Origin of the sequence: Kitasatospora humi (assembly GCF_020907985.1) — a bacterium.
GTDB classification, from domain to species: domain Bacteria; phylum Actinomycetota; class Actinomycetes; order Streptomycetales; family Streptomycetaceae; genus Kitasatospora; species Kitasatospora humi.
Map to the genome: position 1 here is coordinate 1 of NZ_JAJJPA010000003.1, position 15,457 is coordinate 15,457.

The 15,457-nt window shown below is 72.3% G+C and carries 12 protein-coding genes; 5 read left to right on the plus strand and 7 right to left on the minus strand.

Features of this window, described 5'->3' with window-relative positions; translation table 11 throughout:
* Positions 1 to 59: 59 nt before the first annotated feature.
* The gene (locus LN042_RS04120) at positions 60 to 512 is read right to left on the minus strand and encodes a GNAT family N-acetyltransferase (protein ID WP_230048492.1); all 453 of its coding nucleotides are present in this window, start codon (positions 510 to 512) and stop codon (positions 60 to 62) included.
* Positions 513 to 542: 30 nt separating this feature from the next.
* A complete protein-coding gene (locus LN042_RS04125; protein WP_230048494.1) occupies positions 543 to 1,334 on the minus strand; it encodes a VOC family protein in 792 nt (263 codons plus the stop codon).
* A gap of 159 nt (positions 1,335 to 1,493) precedes the next feature.
* On the opposite strand from LN042_RS04125, the gene recD2 reads away from it, so the two are divergent.
* The 3 genes from recD2 (at position 1,494) to LN042_RS04140 (ending at position 6,548) form a co-directional block, all read left to right on the plus strand.
* The gene (recD2, locus tag LN042_RS04130) at positions 1,494 to 3,746 is read left to right on the plus strand and encodes an SF1B family DNA helicase RecD2 (protein ID WP_230048496.1); all 2,253 of its coding nucleotides are present in this window, start codon (positions 1,494 to 1,496) and stop codon (positions 3,744 to 3,746) included.
* 221 nt (positions 3,747 to 3,967) lie between these two features.
* Positions 3,968 to 5,278 (plus strand): citrate synthase, encoded by a 1,311-nt coding sequence (locus LN042_RS04135; RefSeq protein ID WP_372495669.1) that lies wholly within the window; start codon positions 3,968 to 3,970, stop codon positions 5,276 to 5,278.
* 550 nt (positions 5,279 to 5,828) lie between these two features.
* Entirely contained in the window at positions 5,829 to 6,548 is a 720-nt protein-coding gene (locus tag LN042_RS04140; protein WP_230048500.1) for an SDR family NAD(P)-dependent oxidoreductase, read from the plus strand.
* Between the two features lie 52 nt (positions 6,549 to 6,600).
* On the opposite strand, the gene LN042_RS04145 is transcribed toward LN042_RS04140, so the two are convergent.
* From LN042_RS04145 to dhaK, 4 genes are all read right to left on the minus strand, one after another.
* Entirely contained in the window at positions 6,601 to 8,865 is a 2,265-nt protein-coding gene (locus LN042_RS04145) for a heavy metal translocating P-type ATPase (RefSeq protein WP_230048502.1), read from the minus strand.
* A gap of 71 nt (positions 8,866 to 8,936) precedes the next feature.
* Positions 8,937 to 9,155 carry a heavy-metal-associated domain-containing protein gene (locus tag LN042_RS04150; protein WP_230048504.1) on the minus strand — a complete coding sequence of 73 codons (219 nt, stop codon included), beginning with the start codon at positions 9,153 to 9,155 and terminating at the stop codon, positions 8,937 to 8,939.
* A gap of 234 nt (positions 9,156 to 9,389) precedes the next feature.
* On the minus strand, positions 9,390 to 10,031 hold the full coding sequence (gene dhaL / locus LN042_RS04155; protein WP_230048506.1) for a dihydroxyacetone kinase subunit DhaL: 642 nt from the start codon (positions 10,029 to 10,031) through the stop codon (positions 9,390 to 9,392).
* A gap of 32 nt (positions 10,032 to 10,063) precedes the next feature.
* Entirely contained in the window at positions 10,064 to 11,059 is a 996-nt protein-coding gene (dhaK, locus tag LN042_RS04160; protein WP_230048508.1) for a dihydroxyacetone kinase subunit DhaK, read from the minus strand.
* 107 nt (positions 11,060 to 11,166) lie between these two features.
* Here dhaK and dhaM point away from each other — a divergent pair, with 107 nt between their 5' ends.
* Positions 11,167 to 11,562 carry a dihydroxyacetone kinase phosphoryl donor subunit DhaM gene (dhaM, locus tag LN042_RS04165; protein ID WP_230048510.1) on the plus strand — a complete coding sequence of 132 codons (396 nt, stop codon included), beginning with the start codon at positions 11,167 to 11,169 and terminating at the stop codon, positions 11,560 to 11,562.
* Between the two features lie 15 nt (positions 11,563 to 11,577).
* Here the strand turns inward: dhaM and LN042_RS04170 are convergent, their stop codons facing one another.
* Complete coding sequence (locus LN042_RS04170; protein WP_230048511.1) at positions 11,578 to 13,269, minus strand: bifunctional 3'-5' exonuclease/DNA polymerase; 1,692 nt, start codon at positions 13,267 to 13,269, stop codon at positions 11,578 to 11,580.
* A gap of 123 nt (positions 13,270 to 13,392) precedes the next feature.
* On the opposite strand from LN042_RS04170, the gene LN042_RS04175 reads away from it, so the two are divergent.
* The gene (locus tag LN042_RS04175; protein WP_230048513.1) at positions 13,393 to 15,435 is read left to right on the plus strand and encodes a M3 family metallopeptidase; all 2,043 of its coding nucleotides are present in this window, start codon (positions 13,393 to 13,395) and stop codon (positions 15,433 to 15,435) included.
* The last annotated feature ends 22 nt before the right edge of the window (positions 15,436 to 15,457 follow it).

The following is a 15,457-nucleotide window of genomic DNA, read 5'->3' on the forward strand; positions in this document are numbered from 1 at the left end:
GAAGAAGCCCCGACGGGTCACCCGTCGGGGCTCTTCTGCATGCCCGCGGACCCGGCCGGTCAGAGCTGCAGCTTGAATCCCACGTGCGAGCCGGTGAATCCGAGCCGCTCGTAGAACCGGTGTGCGTCTGCCCGCCTGCTGTCCGAGGTGAGCTGCACCAGACCGGCGCCGAGCCGGCCGGATTCCTCGATCGCCCACTGGATGAGGTGGGTGCCCAGGCCGTTGCCGCGCTCGCTCGCCTTGATGCGCACCGCCTCGATGATCGTTCGGGTGGTGCCGGCCCGCGACAGCCCGTGGATCACGCTGAGCTGCAGCGTGCCGATCACCTCGCCGTCGCGTTCGGCCACGGTCGGGTGCTGGTTCGGGTCGGCCGCCAGCCGGTCGAAGGCGGCGTGATAGGGCGTCAGATCGTCGGGTGTCTCCCTGCTGGTCCCCAGTGAGTCTTCGATGAGCAGGGCCACGATCGCGGGGACGTCTTCACGGGTCGCCGGACGGATGATCAGATCGTTCATGCGGGGCAGCCTAGCGGCGCGCCGGCCCGCTCAACTGCCGGGAGGAGTGCTGGTGATCACCGAGAAGACCGCCCCCTGCGGATCGGTGAGCTGCACGAAGCGCCCGACCCCGGGTTCGTCGATCACCTCACCGCGTTGCCCGCCACCCAGCTCCACCGCCTTGGCGCGGGTCGCCTCCACATCGGCCACCTCGAAGTACGGCAGCCAGTAGGAGCCGGTGTGCACGGCCTTGTCCACGGGGATCAGGGTGGCGATACCGCCCTGGCTGGCATCCGTGCCGCCGCCGGTCGGGGTGATCACGGTGTAGGTGAAGTCGCCGAACGGGACGTCCTGCTCGAGCCAGTTGAAGACCTTCCGGTAGAACACCTTGGCCTGCTCGGGGTCGCTGCTGTGCAGTTCCGTCCAGCAGAGGGTGCCGATGCTGGTCACGGCGTCCACGCCTCTGGTGGTGCCCGGTTGCCAGACGGCGAAGGTGGCGCCGGTGGGATCGGTGAAGCCCGCCATCCGGCCGGAGGTGAAGACGTCGAAGGGGCCGAACCGGACCGCACCGCCGGCCTGGGAGACCAGCGTGGCCGTCCGGTCGGCGTCCTCGGTCCGGAAGTAGACCGTCCAGGCCGCCGCACCGCTCCCCTCGGTCAACGGCCCCAGGGCGGCCACGGTCTGTTCGCCCAGGCGGAAGAAGCCGTAACCGCCGGCGTTCGGCCCGGCCGAAGCGAAGGTCCAGCCGAACAGCTGACCGTAGAAGGCCTGGGCCGCGTCGGTGTCGGGGCTGCCGAGGTCGATCCAGTTGGGAGCGCCGGGCGCGAAATCGGTGGTCAACATGGTGTCGTCCGCTTCAGTCGAAAGGGTCTCCACTTGTCATCGTCGGCCTTGGACGCGGTGGCCACAATCGCGGCCGGTGGTGTCGGTACGGAGCGGTAGCGTTCATCCCACACGGCGCTACCGCGGAAGGGCCGCCACCACCACAGAGGGGGTTACCGGATGGGCACGCTGCAGGGCCGGCAGGCGCAGGCCGCGGTACCACCCCAGCCGGCCCAGCTGGAGGGCGTGCTGGAGCGGATCACCTACGCCAACGAGGAGACCGGCTACACCGTCGCCCGGGTCGACACCGGCCGCGGCGGCGAGCTGCTGACCGTGGTCGGCGCCCTGCTCGGTGCTCAGGTCGGTGAGTCGCTGCGGATGCACGGCCGCTGGGGCTCGCACCCGCAGTACGGCCGCCAGTTCACCGTGGAGAACTACACCACCGTGCTGCCGGCCACCGTGCAGGGGATCCAGCGCTACCTGGGCTCGGGCCTGATCAAGGGCATCGGGCCGAAGTTCGCCGAGCGGATCGTGGGCCACTTCGGCATCGACACCCTCACGGTGATCGAGGAGCAGCCGTCCCGCCTGATCGAGGTTCCGGGGCTCGGCCCCAAGCGCACCAAGATGATCGCCGCGGCCTGGGAGGAGCAGAAGGCGATCAAGGAGGTGATGGTCTTCCTCCAGGGGGTGGGGGTGTCGACGTCGCTGGCCGTGCGGATCTACAAGAAGTACGACGACGCCTCGATCAGCGTGGTGAAGAACGAGCCGTACCGGCTGGCCGCCGATGTCTGGGGCATCGGCTTCCTCACCGCCGACCGGATCGCCCAGGCGGTCGGGATCCCGCACGACAGCCCGGAGCGGGTCAAGGCGGGTCTGCAGTACGCGCTGTCGCAGAGCAGCGACCAGGGCCACTGCTACCTCCCGGAGGAGCGGCTGATCGCGGACGGCGTGAAGCTCCTCCAGGTGGACGTCGGCCTGGTGATCGACTGCCTGGGCGAGCTGGTCGCCGAGGAAGGCGTGGTCCGGGAGCTGCTGCCGGGGGATGACGGCGAGTCGGTCAGCGCGATCTACCTGGTGCCGTTCCACCGGGCCGAGGTGTCGCTCTCCAACCAGCTGCTGCGGCTGCTGCACGCCGACGCGGACCGGATGCCCGCCTTCTCCGACCGGCACGGCCCGGGTGTCGACTGGTCGAAGGCGCTGCCGTGGCTGGCCGAGCGGACCGGCGCCGAGCTGGCGCCCGAACAGGAGCAGGCGGTCCGGCTGGCACTGACCGAGAAGGTCGCCGTGCTGACGGGCGGTCCGGGCTGCGGCAAGTCGTTCACCGTCAAGTCGATCGTCACCCTGGCGCTGGCCAAGCGGGCGAAAGTGCTGCTGGCCGCACCGACCGGCCGGGCGGCCAAACGGCTGGCCGAGCTGACCGGGCATCAAGCGGCCACGGTTCACCGGTTGTTGGAGCTGCGGCCGGGGGGCGAGGCGGCCTACGACCGGGACCGTCCGCTGGACGCCGACCTGGTGGTGGTGGACGAGGCCTCGATGCTGGATCTGATCCTGGCGAACAAGCTGGTCAAGGCGGTGGCGCCGGGAGCGCACCTGCTGTTCGTGGGCGATGTGGACCAGCTGCCGTCGGTGGGGGCGGGCGAGGTGCTGCGGGACATGCTGGCGGACGGTGGCCCGATCCCGTCGGTGCGGCTGACCAGGATCTTCCGCCAGGCCCAGCAGTCCGGTGTGGTGGTCAACGCGCACCGGATCAACGAGGGCAAGCCGCCGCTCACCGACGGCCTGCCCGACTTCTTCCTGTTCGTGGAGGACGACACCGAGCGCACCGCCGGCCTGGTGGTCGACGTGGTGGCCCGCCGGATCCCGCAGCGCTTCCGGCTGGACGCACGGCGCGACGTGCAGGTGCTCGCTCCGATGCACCGCGGCCCGGCCGGCGCGGGCAACCTCAACACCCTGCTCCAGGCGGCCGTGACCCCGGGCCGCGAGGGCCTGCCGGAGAAGCGCTTCGGCGGTCGCACCTTCCGGGTCGGCGACAAGGTCACCCAGATCCGCAACAACTACGAGAAGGGCAGCAACGGAGTCTTCAACGGCACCGTGGGCGTGGTGACTTCGCTCAGTGTGGAGGATCAGCGGCTCACCGTGCTGACCGACGAGGACGAGGAGGTGCCGTACGACTTCGACGAACTTGACGAACTGCAGCATGCCTACGCGGTGACGATTCACCGCTCGCAGGGCAGCGAGTACCCGGCGGTGGTGATTCCCGTCACGACCTCGGCCTGGACCATGCTGCAGCGGAACCTGCTGTACACGGCGGTCACCCGGGCCAAGAAGCTGGTGGTTCTGGTGGGCTCGCGCAAGGCGATCGGGCAAGCGGTGCGGACGGTGGGGGCCGGTCGCAGGCATGCAGCGCTTGACCACCGGCTGTCAAGCGGATGAACAGCTCGAACCCGAATGGGGTATTGGGGCGGAACGGGGGTATCTTGACGTGAAGAAATTGATGGACCAGCCTAGTCGTGCAGTGATCTTGTCCGGTTCGTACCGGCCGGGGCTGCCGATTTTGTAGGGGCAGGCTCTTTTGGGCCACCCCGGGTGCGCGGTCGCCCACCGCATGGGGGAGGGTGGACGGCAGGGCACGCGAAGCGGATTTCAATACGTCGGTGAGGAATAGCGTGAGCGAGAACAGTCAAGGCGCCGTAGTCCTGAAGTACCAGGGCGGCGAGTACGAGTACCCCGTGGTCGAGAGCACGGCGGGCAACTCTGGGTTCGACATCTCGAAGCTGCTCCCGCAGACCGGCCTGGTCACCCTGGACAACGGCTTCGGCAACACCGCTGCGTACAAGTCCGCCATCACCTTCGTCGACGGTGACAACGGCATCCTCCGCTACCGCGGTTACCCGATCGAGCAGCTGGCCGAGCAGGGCAGCTTCATCGAGACCGCCTACCTGCTGATCAACGGTGAGCTCCCGACCGCCGACCAGCTGGCGACCTTCAGCAGCGACATCACCCAGCACACCCTGCTGCACGAGGACGTCAAGCGCTTCTTCCAGGGCTTCCCCCGGGACGCGCACCCGATGGCGATGCTGTCCTCGGTGGTCGGCGCGCTCTCCACCTTCTACCCGGAGAGCCACAACCCCTTCGACGACGCCCAGCGCAACCTGTCGGCCGTCCGCCTGCTGGCGAAGCTGCCGACCATCGCCGCCTACGCCTACAAGAAGGCGATGGGCCAGCCGTTCGTCTACCCGCGCAACGACCTGAGCTACGTCGAGAACCTCCTGCGGATGACCTTCGCCGTCCCGGCGGAGGAGTACGAGCTGAACCCGGTGATCGTCAACGCGCTGGACAAGCTCCTCATCCTGCACGCCGACCACGAGCAGAACTGCTCCACCTCCACGGTGCGCCTGGTCGGCTCCAGCCACGCCAACATGTTCGCCTCGGTCTCGGCCGGCATCTCGGCGCTCTGGGGCCCGCTGCACGGCGGCGCCAACCAGGCCGTGCTGGAGATGCTGGAGCAGATCCAGAAGGACGGCGGCGACGTCGACGCCTTCATCCGCAAGGTGAAGAACCGCGAGGACGGCGTCAAGCTGATGGGCTTCGGCCACCGCGTGTACAAGGCCTTCGACCCGCGTGCCGCGCTGGTCAAGGGCCTGGCGCACGAGGTGCTCGGCCAGCTCGGCAAGTCGGACGAGCTGCTGGAGATCGCGCTCAAGCTGGAGGAGCACGCGCTCAGCGACGACTTCTTCATCTCCCGCAAGCTGTACCCGAACGTCGACTTCTACACCGGTCTGATCTACCGCGCGATGGGCTTCCCGACCAGCATGTTCACCGTGCTGTTCGCGCTCGGCCGGCTCCCCGGCTGGATCGCCCACTGGCAGGAGATGATCAAGGAGCCGGGCAGCCGGATCGGCCGTCCGCGCCAGATCTACACCGGCACCGCGATCCGGGATTACGTGGCGCTCGACAAGCGCTGACCCGCGCGCCCGTGCGGCGCGCCGCACGCGCTCCGCGCCGCACGCCGCACCGCGCTCCGCGCCGCAACACTGACGTGGCTGAAGCGCTGAAGTGCCGAAACGAAGGGCCCCACTGCTCGGCAGTGGGGCCCTCCGCACGTGCGACGCACGGCGACCGAGCGAAGCGGAGACGAGACCGGGAACGGCCGCTCAAAGCGTTCCAGATCCACTCCACTGCCCGGCGCCGTGCGCGAGGACCGTCGTAGCACGACAGTCATCCCGGGGCCCGCCGGAGCCCCGACGGCGACCTGGCCGCGGGTGCGCGGGCCGGCCCAGGGGGGAGGGTGGCACGCGCACGCCGTTCCGCGGAGAAAGGTCGCACTCACCAAGGTAAGACGTATCAGGCCCGGCAAAGTTACGTCCGTGCGGTGTGAGTTGCCTCTCGCTGCTCGGTGCCACCCGCACATACCACACGATCCTCGGCGCCGAGCGTCACCCTCCCCGCAGTGACGGCAACCCTGCGTGATAGGAATCGTGTCATTCCGGTATGGACAGGGCGGGAGATTTGCAGATGGCCAGGAATGTTGTCGTCACGGGCGGTGGCACCGGAATCGGCCTGGAGATCGCCCGGCGCTTCGTCGAGGCCGGCGAGCAGGTGGTGATCGTGGGCCGCCGCCGCGCGGTCCTGGACGCTGCCGTCGCCGAGCTCGGCGGCGGCGTCGCGCCGCTGGTCTGCGACCTGGCCGATCCGGACGAGGTGGAGGCCGCGCTGCACGCGCTGCCGTCCCGGATCGACGTGCTGGTGAACAACGCGGGCAGCCGGGAGACCGGCTTCGGCGTCGGCCCGCACGCACTGCTGGCCCGCTGGCGCGGCGACTTCGAGCGCAATGTGCTGACCGCCGTGCTGCTCACCGAGTCGGTCCGGGACCGGCTTACCCCGGGGGAGGGCCGGGTGGTCACGATCAGCTCGATCGCCGCGCTGCGCGGGGCCGGCTCGTTCGGAGCCGCCAAGGCCTCGCTGCACGCCTGGAACCACTTCCTGGCCGCCCAGTTGGGCCCGTCCGGGATCACCGCCAACATCGTCGCCCCGGGCACGGTGGCCGGCACCGAGTTCTTCGGGCCCCGGCTGGACGAGGCCGAGGTCTCCCGCCGGGCCGCCCGCACCCTGCTGGGCCGGATCGGCGAGACCGGCGAGGTGGCCGCGGCCGTGCACTTCCTGGCCTCCCCGGAAGCCGGCTTCATCACCGGCGAGATCCTGCACTGCAACGGCGGCGAGCTCCTCGGACGCTGACGTCCGAGGAGCTGCTTCGGCTCGACGACCAGCCGGGGACCCGATCGGCGGGTCAGCCGCCGAAGCGGCGCAGCCGCAGGCTGTTGCTGACCACGAAGACCGAGGAGAAGGCCATCGTCGCGCCGGCCACCACCGGGCTGAGCAGGCCGGTGGCGGCCAGCGGCAGCGCCGCCACGTTGTAGGCGAAGGCCCAGAACAGGTTGCCCTTGATGGTGGCCAGGGTCCGCCGGGAGAGTCGGATCGCGTCGGCGGCCACCCGCAGGTCGCCGCGGACCAGGGTCAGGTCGCCGGCCTCGATCGCCGCGTCGGTCCCGGTGCCCATCGCCAGGCCAAGGTCGGCCTGGGCCAGCGCGGCGGCGTCGTTGACCCCGTCACCGACCATGGCCACCGAGCGGCCCTCGGCCTGCAGCCGCCGGACCTGGGCCACCTTGTCCTCCGGGAGCACCTCGGCGATCACGTCGGCGGCCGGGATCCCCACCTCGGCGGCCACCGCCTCGGCGGCCGCCCGGTGGTCGCCGGTCAGCAGCACCGGGCGCAGACCCAGTTCGCGCAGCTCCCGCACCGCTTGGGCGCTGGTCGGCTTGACGGTGTCGGCCACCACCAGCACCGCCCGGGCCGCGCCGTCCCAGCCGACCGCGACGGCCGTCCGCCCGGCCGCCTCCGCCTCGGCCTTGGCGGCCGCGAGCCCGGCGTCCAGCGGCTGCGCCCAGTCGGCCAGCAGGCGCTCCCGGCCGGCCAGCACCGCGTGGCCGTCCACCACCCCCCGCACACCCAGGCCCGGCACGTTCTCGAAGCCCTCGACGCCCGGCAGGGCGCCCAGCTTCTCAGCGGCGGCCGCCGCGACGGCCCGGGCGATCGGGTGCTCCGAGGCGTCCTCCAGCGCGCCGGCCAGCCGCAGCGCCTGCTCCTCGGAAACCCCGTCGGCGGTGTGCACGGCGGTCAGCGCCATCTTTCCGGTGGTCACCGTGCCGGTCTTGTCCAGCACGATGGTGTCGACCCGGCGGGTGGTCTCCAGTACTTCGGGACCCTTGATCAGGATGCCGAGCTGCGCGCCGCGCCCGGTGCCGACCATCAGCGCGGTCGGGGTGGCCAGGCCCAGGGCGCACGGGCAGGCGATGATCAGCACCGCGACCGCGGCGGTGAACGCCTCGGTGGGGCTGCCGCCGGCCAGCAGCCAGCCGCCCAGGGTGCCCAGCGCGAGGAGGACCACCACCGGTACGAAGACCGCGGAGATCCGGTCGGCCAGCCGCTGCGCCGCGGCCTTGCCGTTCTGCGCCTGCTCGACCAGCTCGGCCATCCGGGCCAGCTGGGTGTCGGCACCGACCCGGCGGGCCTCGACCACCAGGCGGCCGCCCGCGTTGACGGTGGCGCCGGTGACCGGGTCGCCGACCGAGACCTCGACCGGAACGGACTCGCCGGTGAGCATCGAGGCGTCCACCGCGGAGGCGCCCTCCACCACCACGCCGTCGGTGGCGATCTTCTCGCCCGGCCGGACCACGAACCGGGTGCCGACGGTGAGTCCGGTGACCGGGATCCGCACCTCGCGGCCGTCCCGCAGCACCGCGACGTCCTTGGCCCCCAGGTCCAGCAGGGCGTGCAGGGCGGCTCCGGCGCGCCGCTTGGAGCGGGCCTCCAGCCAGCGGCCGAGCAGGATCAGGGCGGTGACGGCGGCGGCCGTCTCCAGGTAGAGGGACGATCCGGCGTCGGTCCGGTCGACCGCCAGTGAGAACGTGTGCTTCATGCCGGGCCGCCCGGCCTCGCCCCAGAACAGCGCCCAGACGGACCAGCCGAACGCGGCCAGGGTGCCCAGCGAGACCAGGGTGTCCATGGTGGCCGCGCCGTGCCGCAGGTTGGTGGCGGCGGCGTGGTGGAACTGCCAGCCGCCGTACAGCACCACCGGGCCGGTCAGGGCGAAGGCCAGCCACTGCCAGTTGGTGAACTGCAGCGCGGGGACCATGGAGAGCAGGATCACCGGGACGGTGAGCAGCGCGCTGACCGTGAGTCGCTCGCGCAGCGGGTCCGGTGCCTCGGCGGGTGCCGCGGTCCCAGGGGTGGGCGCGGGGGCGGTCGGCGGCGGGGGCAGCTCGGCGGTGTAGCCGGTGCGCTCCACGGTGGCGATCAGGTCGGCCACCGTGACGCCGGGGCCGAAGTCGACCCGGGCCTTCTCGGTCGCGAAGTTGACGGTGGCCTCGACGCCGTCCAGCCGGTTGAGCTTCTTCTCGATCCGGGCCGCGCACGAGGCGCAGGTCATCCCGCCGATCGACAGCTCGACGCGGTCGACGGCCGCACTGGCGACGGTGCTGCTGGCGGTGCTCATCGTGCTGGTCTCCTTCGAAGATCCGGGGTGCGGGGGGCGGCCGGTGGGGACGCGCCCCCCCGGGACCGCGGTCAGGCCGCGGGGCCGACCAGTTCGTAGCCGGCCTCGTCGATCGCGGCGCGGACGTCGGCCTCGTCCAGCGGCTGCTCGGAGGAGACGGTGACGGTGCCGGCCTTGGCGTCGGCGGCGACGGTGAGCACGCCGGTCAGTGCGGAGAGCTCCTCGGTCACCGACTTCTCGCAGTGGCCGCAGCTCATGCCGGTGACGGTGTAGGTGGTCGTGCTGGCCATTGAGAGCCTCCGAGGGTCAGGGGCGCCGGGTGGCGCCGTACCGTTGAGAACACCATACCCCCCTAGGGTATTCCGTAAGAGGGGGGCGCTGCGGGCGGCGTGAGATGATCGCCACAGCAGGGCACTGAGAGTAGCCGCATGTGGACACAGAGTGCTATTCCATCGTCCCCGGGCACACGAGAAGGCCACCTGGTCACAATGCGTGTCCAGGTGGCCTTCGGATGCGGATGAGGATCAGTGCGGTGACGACACCTCGGCCAGCGCGGCGAACAGCAGCGCGGTGGAGGTGGCGCCCGGGTCCTGGTGGTCGACGCTGCGCGGCCCCAGGTAGGAGGCGCGGCCCTTGCGGGCCTCCAGCGGGATGGTGGCCCGGGCCCCCGCCTCGGCGGCCTCGGCGGCCAGCGCGCTCGCCTCGCGCAGCGTGAAGCCATCGAAGGCGGCGCGCTCCAGCGCGGCGACGGCCGGTTCGAAGGCGTCCACGATGGTCTTGTCGCCGACCGCCGCGCCGCCCAGCTTCTGCAGCGCGGTCAGACCGGCCCGCAGCGCCTCGGCCAGCGCCGTCAGGTCGGCGGTGGGCGCGGGCAGCGCGGTGCCGGCCGCCCGCAGGACGCTGCCGTAGAGCGGTCCGGAGGCGCCGCCGACCTTGGAGATCAGGGTGGTGCCCGCCCGGATCAGCACGGTGCCGGGCGGCGTCGCCGGGTCGAGGGAGTCCAGCAGCTCGGTGACGGCCACGAAGCCGCGGCGAAGGTTGCTGCCGTGATCGCCGTCGCCGATCGCGGCGTCCAACTCGGTGAGCTCCTGGTGCCGTTGTTCGACGGCCGCGGCCGCGGCACGCAGCCAGGCGACGGCGAGGTCGTGGTCGATGGCGTAGGACATTGCTGATGCTCCGTCGGTCTCACAAGGGGTTGTCAGGACCAGCGCAGGGCGGGGGTGGCGACGGGCGCGTCCCAGAGCTCCAGGAGCTGCGGGTCGGCCTTGGTCAGGGTGAGCGAGAACCCGGCCATGTCCAGGCTGGTCACGTAGTTGCCGACCAGCCGACGGGCGATGGTGATGCCGCGCTCGGCGAGGCGGGCGGCCACCTCGCCGTAGACCAGGTAGAGCTCGTGCAGCGGGGTGCCGCCCAGGCCGTTCACCAGGGCGATCACCTGGTCGCCCGAGGTCAGGGTGTGGTCGGCCAGGACGGTCTCCACCACTTCGGCCGCCAGCTCGCGGGCGGGGCGCAGTGGCTCGCGGCGGCGGCCCGGTTCGCCGTGGATGCCGACACCGGCCTCGATCTCGTCGCCCGGCAGGTCGAAGCCGGGCTTGCCGGCGGCCGGTACGGTCGCGGCGGTCAGCGCCACCGCGAAGGAGCGGGACAGGGCGTTGGCCAGCTGGCCGATCGAGGCCACCTCGGCGGCGCCGGCCCCGCGCTCGGCCAGCGCGCCGCAGACCTTCTCCACCACCACGGTGGCGCCGGTGCCGCGCCGGCCGGCGGTGAACGTGGAGTCCTGCACCGCCACGTCGTCGTCCACGAGCACGGTGCGGACCTCGGTGCCCTGCTCGGCGGCGAGTTCGGCGGCGAGCGAGAAGTTCAGCACGTCGCCGGTGTAGTTCTTGACCACGAAGACCACGCCGGCCCCGCCGTCGACGGCCGAGATCGCGGCCAGCATCTGGTCCGGCACGGGGGAGGTGAACACCTCGCCGGGGCAGGCCGCGTCCAGCATTCCGGGGCCGACGAAGCCGGTGTGCAGCGGTTCGTGACCGGAGCCGCCGCCGGAGACCAGTGCCACCTTGCCCGGACGCGGTGCGTCCGACCGGTGCACCACCCGGGCCGTCCGGTCCACCGTCAACTCGGGATGTGCGGCGGCGATTCCGGCGAGGGTGTCGTCGAGCACGGACTCGGGCGTGTTGATCAGCTTCTTCATGCGGACTCCCGGGTGGCGGTCGGACCGTGCTGTCGAACCTACGCCACCGGATGGGATTCCTCAGCCGTTCACCCTGCCTGGCGTGGCGGTCCGGCTAGGCTCGGCCCATGAGGACCTCGGTGGGAATCGTCCTGGTGTCGCACAGCCCGCAGCTCGGCGCGGGGGTGCGCGAACTGGCCGAGCAACTGGGCGGCGGCGCCGTGACGGTGGCGGTCGCGGCCGGCACCGAGGACGGCTCGACGGGCACCAGCTACGAGCTGATCCAGGCCGCCGTGCACGCGGCCGACGGCGGCGCCGGCGTGGCGGTGCTGCCGGACCTGGGCAGTGCCGTGCTGACCACCCGCGCGGTGCTCGCCGACCTGGACCGCCCCGATCAAGTGGTGCTGGTGGACGCCCCGTTCGTGGAGGGAGCGGTGGCGGCCGTGGTGACCGCCTCCACCGGGGCGGCGCTCGCCGAGGTGGTCCGGGCCGCCCAGGAAGCCTGGCAGTCGCACAAGTTCTGATCCGCGGTCAGTTCGTCACTTGGCGTCCGCGTAGCACTCCACCACGGCGGTGCTCATCGGGAACTGCACCGGGGTCGGCCCGAAGACCAGTCGACTGGCCTCGGCAGCCGACTCGTTGACCGCTGACACCACCTGCCCGGCCAGCTCGGCGGGAGTGTGCACGATCACCTCGTCATGCTGGAAGAAGACCAGGTGCGGGTGGTCGGGGAGCTGCGCGAGTCTTCGGCGCAGCGCGGCGATCAGTGCCAGCGCCCAGTCCGCCGCCGAGGCCTGGATGACGAAGTTGCGGGTGAACCGGCCGCGGGCCCGGGCCGAGCGCGGCCCCTGCTCGCCCTCGCCGGCCGCCGCCTCGGTGAGGTCCAGCCAGGCGTCCGACGGCGGCGGGCAACTGCGCCCCAGCCGGGACCGGACGATGCCGCCCTCCTCCCCGGTGCGGGCCGCCGCCTCCACGTAGCCCATCGCGGCGGGATAGCGCTGCCGCAGGATGGCCAGCAGCGGGCCGATGTCCCCGCTGGTCTGCCCGTACATCGCGCCGAGCAGACCGAGCTTGGCCTTGTCCCGCTCGCCGTGGAACGCGGTGGCGGCCAGCGCCTGGTAGAGGTCGCCGCCGGCGGCGCTGCGGGCCAGCCCGGCGTCCTCGGAGAGCGCCGCCAGCACCCGGGGCTCCAACTGGGCGGCATCGGCCACCACCAGTCGCCGGCCCGGGTCGGCCACCACCGCCCGGCGCAGCAGCCGCGGGATCTGCAGCGCACCGCCGCCCCGGCTGGCCCAGCGGCCGGAGACCACGCCGCCCACCACGTACTCCGGGCGGAACCGGCCGCCGCGCGCCCAGGTCTCCTGCCAGGCCCAGCCGTGCGCGGAGTGGATCCTGGACAGCTCCTTGTAGCGGATCATCAACTCGGCGGCCGGGTGGTCGATCCCGCGCAGCTCCCAGACCCGGGTGGAGGAGAGCCGGATGCCCTGGTCGGCGAAGGCCTTCAGCACCTGGGCGTGCGAGTCGGGATTGAACGGCTTGCTGCCCAGCGCCTGTTGGAGCCGCACCGCGAGCTCGGCCAGCCGGGCCGGCTGCGTGCCGGGGACGGTCGGGCGCGGGCCCAGCAGTTCGGTGAGCATCGCGTCGTGCACCTCGGTGCGCCAGGGCAGCCCGTCGGCGGCCATCTCCGCGGCGGCCAGCGCACCGGCCGACTCGGCGGCCACCAGCAGCCGGAACCGGGCGCGCTCCGCCGCGTCATCGATGGCGCCGAGGCGGCGCTGCTGGTCGGCGTGGACGGCGAGCACGGCGGTGAGCGCGTCGGTGCCCGGCGGCAGCTGCAACCGGTCGGGGGCGAACAGCGAATCCTGGGCCTCGGCCGCGCCGGCCTCCGGCAGATCGTCGGGCACCGGCAGGCCGCGCAACCGCGCCCAGGCGGCGCCCAGCGAGCGCGGCGCGCCCCAGCGGCCCTCGTGCCCCAGCAGCAGCGGCTCGACCAGCCGCAGGTCGTGGCAGCGGCCCAGTCGGCGCGGCAGCTCGGCCAGCAGCGGGGCATAGGCCGACTCGGCGGCGGCCCAGACCCAGCGCGGCCGCTCGGCGGCCTCCAGCTCGGCCACCGCGGCGGCCAGCTCCCGCGTGGTCAGCACCCCGCCGACCGGCTCGCCCAGCTCGGTGAGGCGCTGCAGCCGGCCGCCGCGCCCGTGCTGGTCGGGCACCAGGGCGATCCTGGACGTCATCGGCGGCCTCCTGTTCGGGTCGGTGTCGGGCACGGATCAGGCAATCCCGACCGTAGCGCCCCGCACTGACAACCGGGCCGGATCGACCAGCGGGAGAGCAGCGCGGCGCGTAGGGTCGGCGGAATGACGGACAACCCCTTCCTCGCGCCAAGCTCGCTGCCGTACCAGCTTCCGCCGTTCGGCGAGATCCGGGAGGAGCACTACCGGCCCGCACTCGACCAGGGCATGGCCGAGCAGCTCGCCGAGATCGCCCGGATCACCGGCAACCCGGAGCCCGCGGACTTCGAGAACACCGTGGTCGCGCTGGAGCGCAGTGGTGCCCTGCTGACCCGGGTGCTGGTGGTCTTCGACAACCAGTCCTCCGCCGACACCAATGACGCCGTTCAGGAGCTGGAGATCGAGTACCGGCCGAAGCTGGCCGCGCACGCCGACGCGATCCACCTGGACCGGGCGCTCTTCGCCCGGATCGACGAGGTCCACCGGAACCGGGGCGAGCTGGGGCTGGACGCCGAGTCGCTGCGGCTGCTGGAGCGCCGCCACCAGCAGCTGGTCCGGGCCGGCGCCCGGCTGTCCGCCGCCGAGCAGCGGCGGCTGCGCGAGCTGAACGCCGAACTGGCCGCCGCCTCCGCCACCTTCGAGCAGCAGCTGCGGGCCGCCAACGCGGCCGGTGCGCTGCTGGTCACGGACGTCGAGCAGCTGGCTGGACTCTCCGAGGGCGAGATCGAGGCCGCCGCCGAGCGGGCCCGTGAGCGCGGCGAGGAGGGCTACCTGCTGGCCCTGGTGAACTTCACCAACCAGCCGCTGCTGGCCAAGCTCGCCGACCGCGGCCTGCGCCGCCGGCTGCTGGACAGCGCCCTCGCCCGGGGGTTGAGCACCAACGGCCCGCTGGCCGCCCGGATGGCCGCGCTGCGCGCCGAGCGGGCCGCCCTGCTCGGCCACCCCAGCCACGCCGCCTACGTGCTGGACGACCAGACGGCCGGCTCGGTGGACGCCGTCGACGAGCTGCTGGCCAAGCTGGTGGCGCCCTCGGTGGCCAACGCCGAACGCGAGCTGGCCCGGCTGGCCGAGGCCGCCGAGGCGGACGGGGTGACCGACTTCGGCGCCCACGATGTCGCCTACTACGCCGAGCAGGTGCGCCGGACCGAGTACGCCGTCGACGCCGCCGAGCTGCGCCCCTACTACGAGTTGGAGCAGGTGCTGCACGACGGCGTCTTCCACGCCGCGGAGCTGGCCTACGGGGTGCGCTTCACCGAGCGCCCCGACCTGACCGGCTACCACCCCGACACCCGGGTCTTCGAGGTGTTCGAGGGGGACGGCACGCCGCTGGGCCTGTTCCTGGCCGACTTCTTCGCCCGGCCGTCGAAGCGCGGCGGTGCCTGGATGAGCGAACTGGTCACGCAGTCCGAGCTGCTGGGGCAGCGGCCGGTGGTCTTCAACAACCTCAACATCACCAAGCCGGCACCCGGCCGTCCGGTGCTGCTCAGCGCGGACGAGGTGCGCACCCTCTTCCACGAGTTCGGCCACGCGCTGCACGGCCTGTTCTCCGATGTGCGCCACCCGTCGCTGGCCGGCACCCGAGTGCCGCGCGACTTCGTGGAATTCCCCTCGCAGGTCAACGAGATGTGGGCGACCTGGCCCGCGGTGCAGGCCCGGTACGCCCGGCACCACCGGACCGGCGAGCCGCTGCCGGCCGAGCTGTCGGCCAGGTTGGCGCAGGCGGAGGGCTTCGGCCAGGGCCTGCGGATGGTGGAGGTGCTGGCCGCCACCCTGCTCGACTGGGCCTGGCACACCCGCTCGGCCGAGGAGTTGGCGGCCGTCCAGGACGCTGCGGGCGTCGAGGAGTTCGAGGCCCGGGTGCTCAAGGAGGCGGGCTTGGCGCTGCCGGCGGTGCCGCCGCGCTACCGCACCGGCTATTTCGCCCACCTCTTCGTCGGCGGCTACAGCGCCGGCTACTACTCCTACCTCTGGTCGGAGGTGCTGGACGCCGACACGGTGGAGTGGTTCAAGGAGAACGGCCGATCGGTGCGCGAGAGCGGTGAGGCGTTCCGGCGCGAGCTGCTCAGCCGCGGCGACAGCGTGCCGGCGATGGCGGCCTTCCGCGCGGTGCTCGGGCGCGACCCGCAGGTCGGGCCGCTGCTGGCGCGCCGGGGGCTGGCGCAGGACTGATTCCGCTCGGGCACCCTGGCGG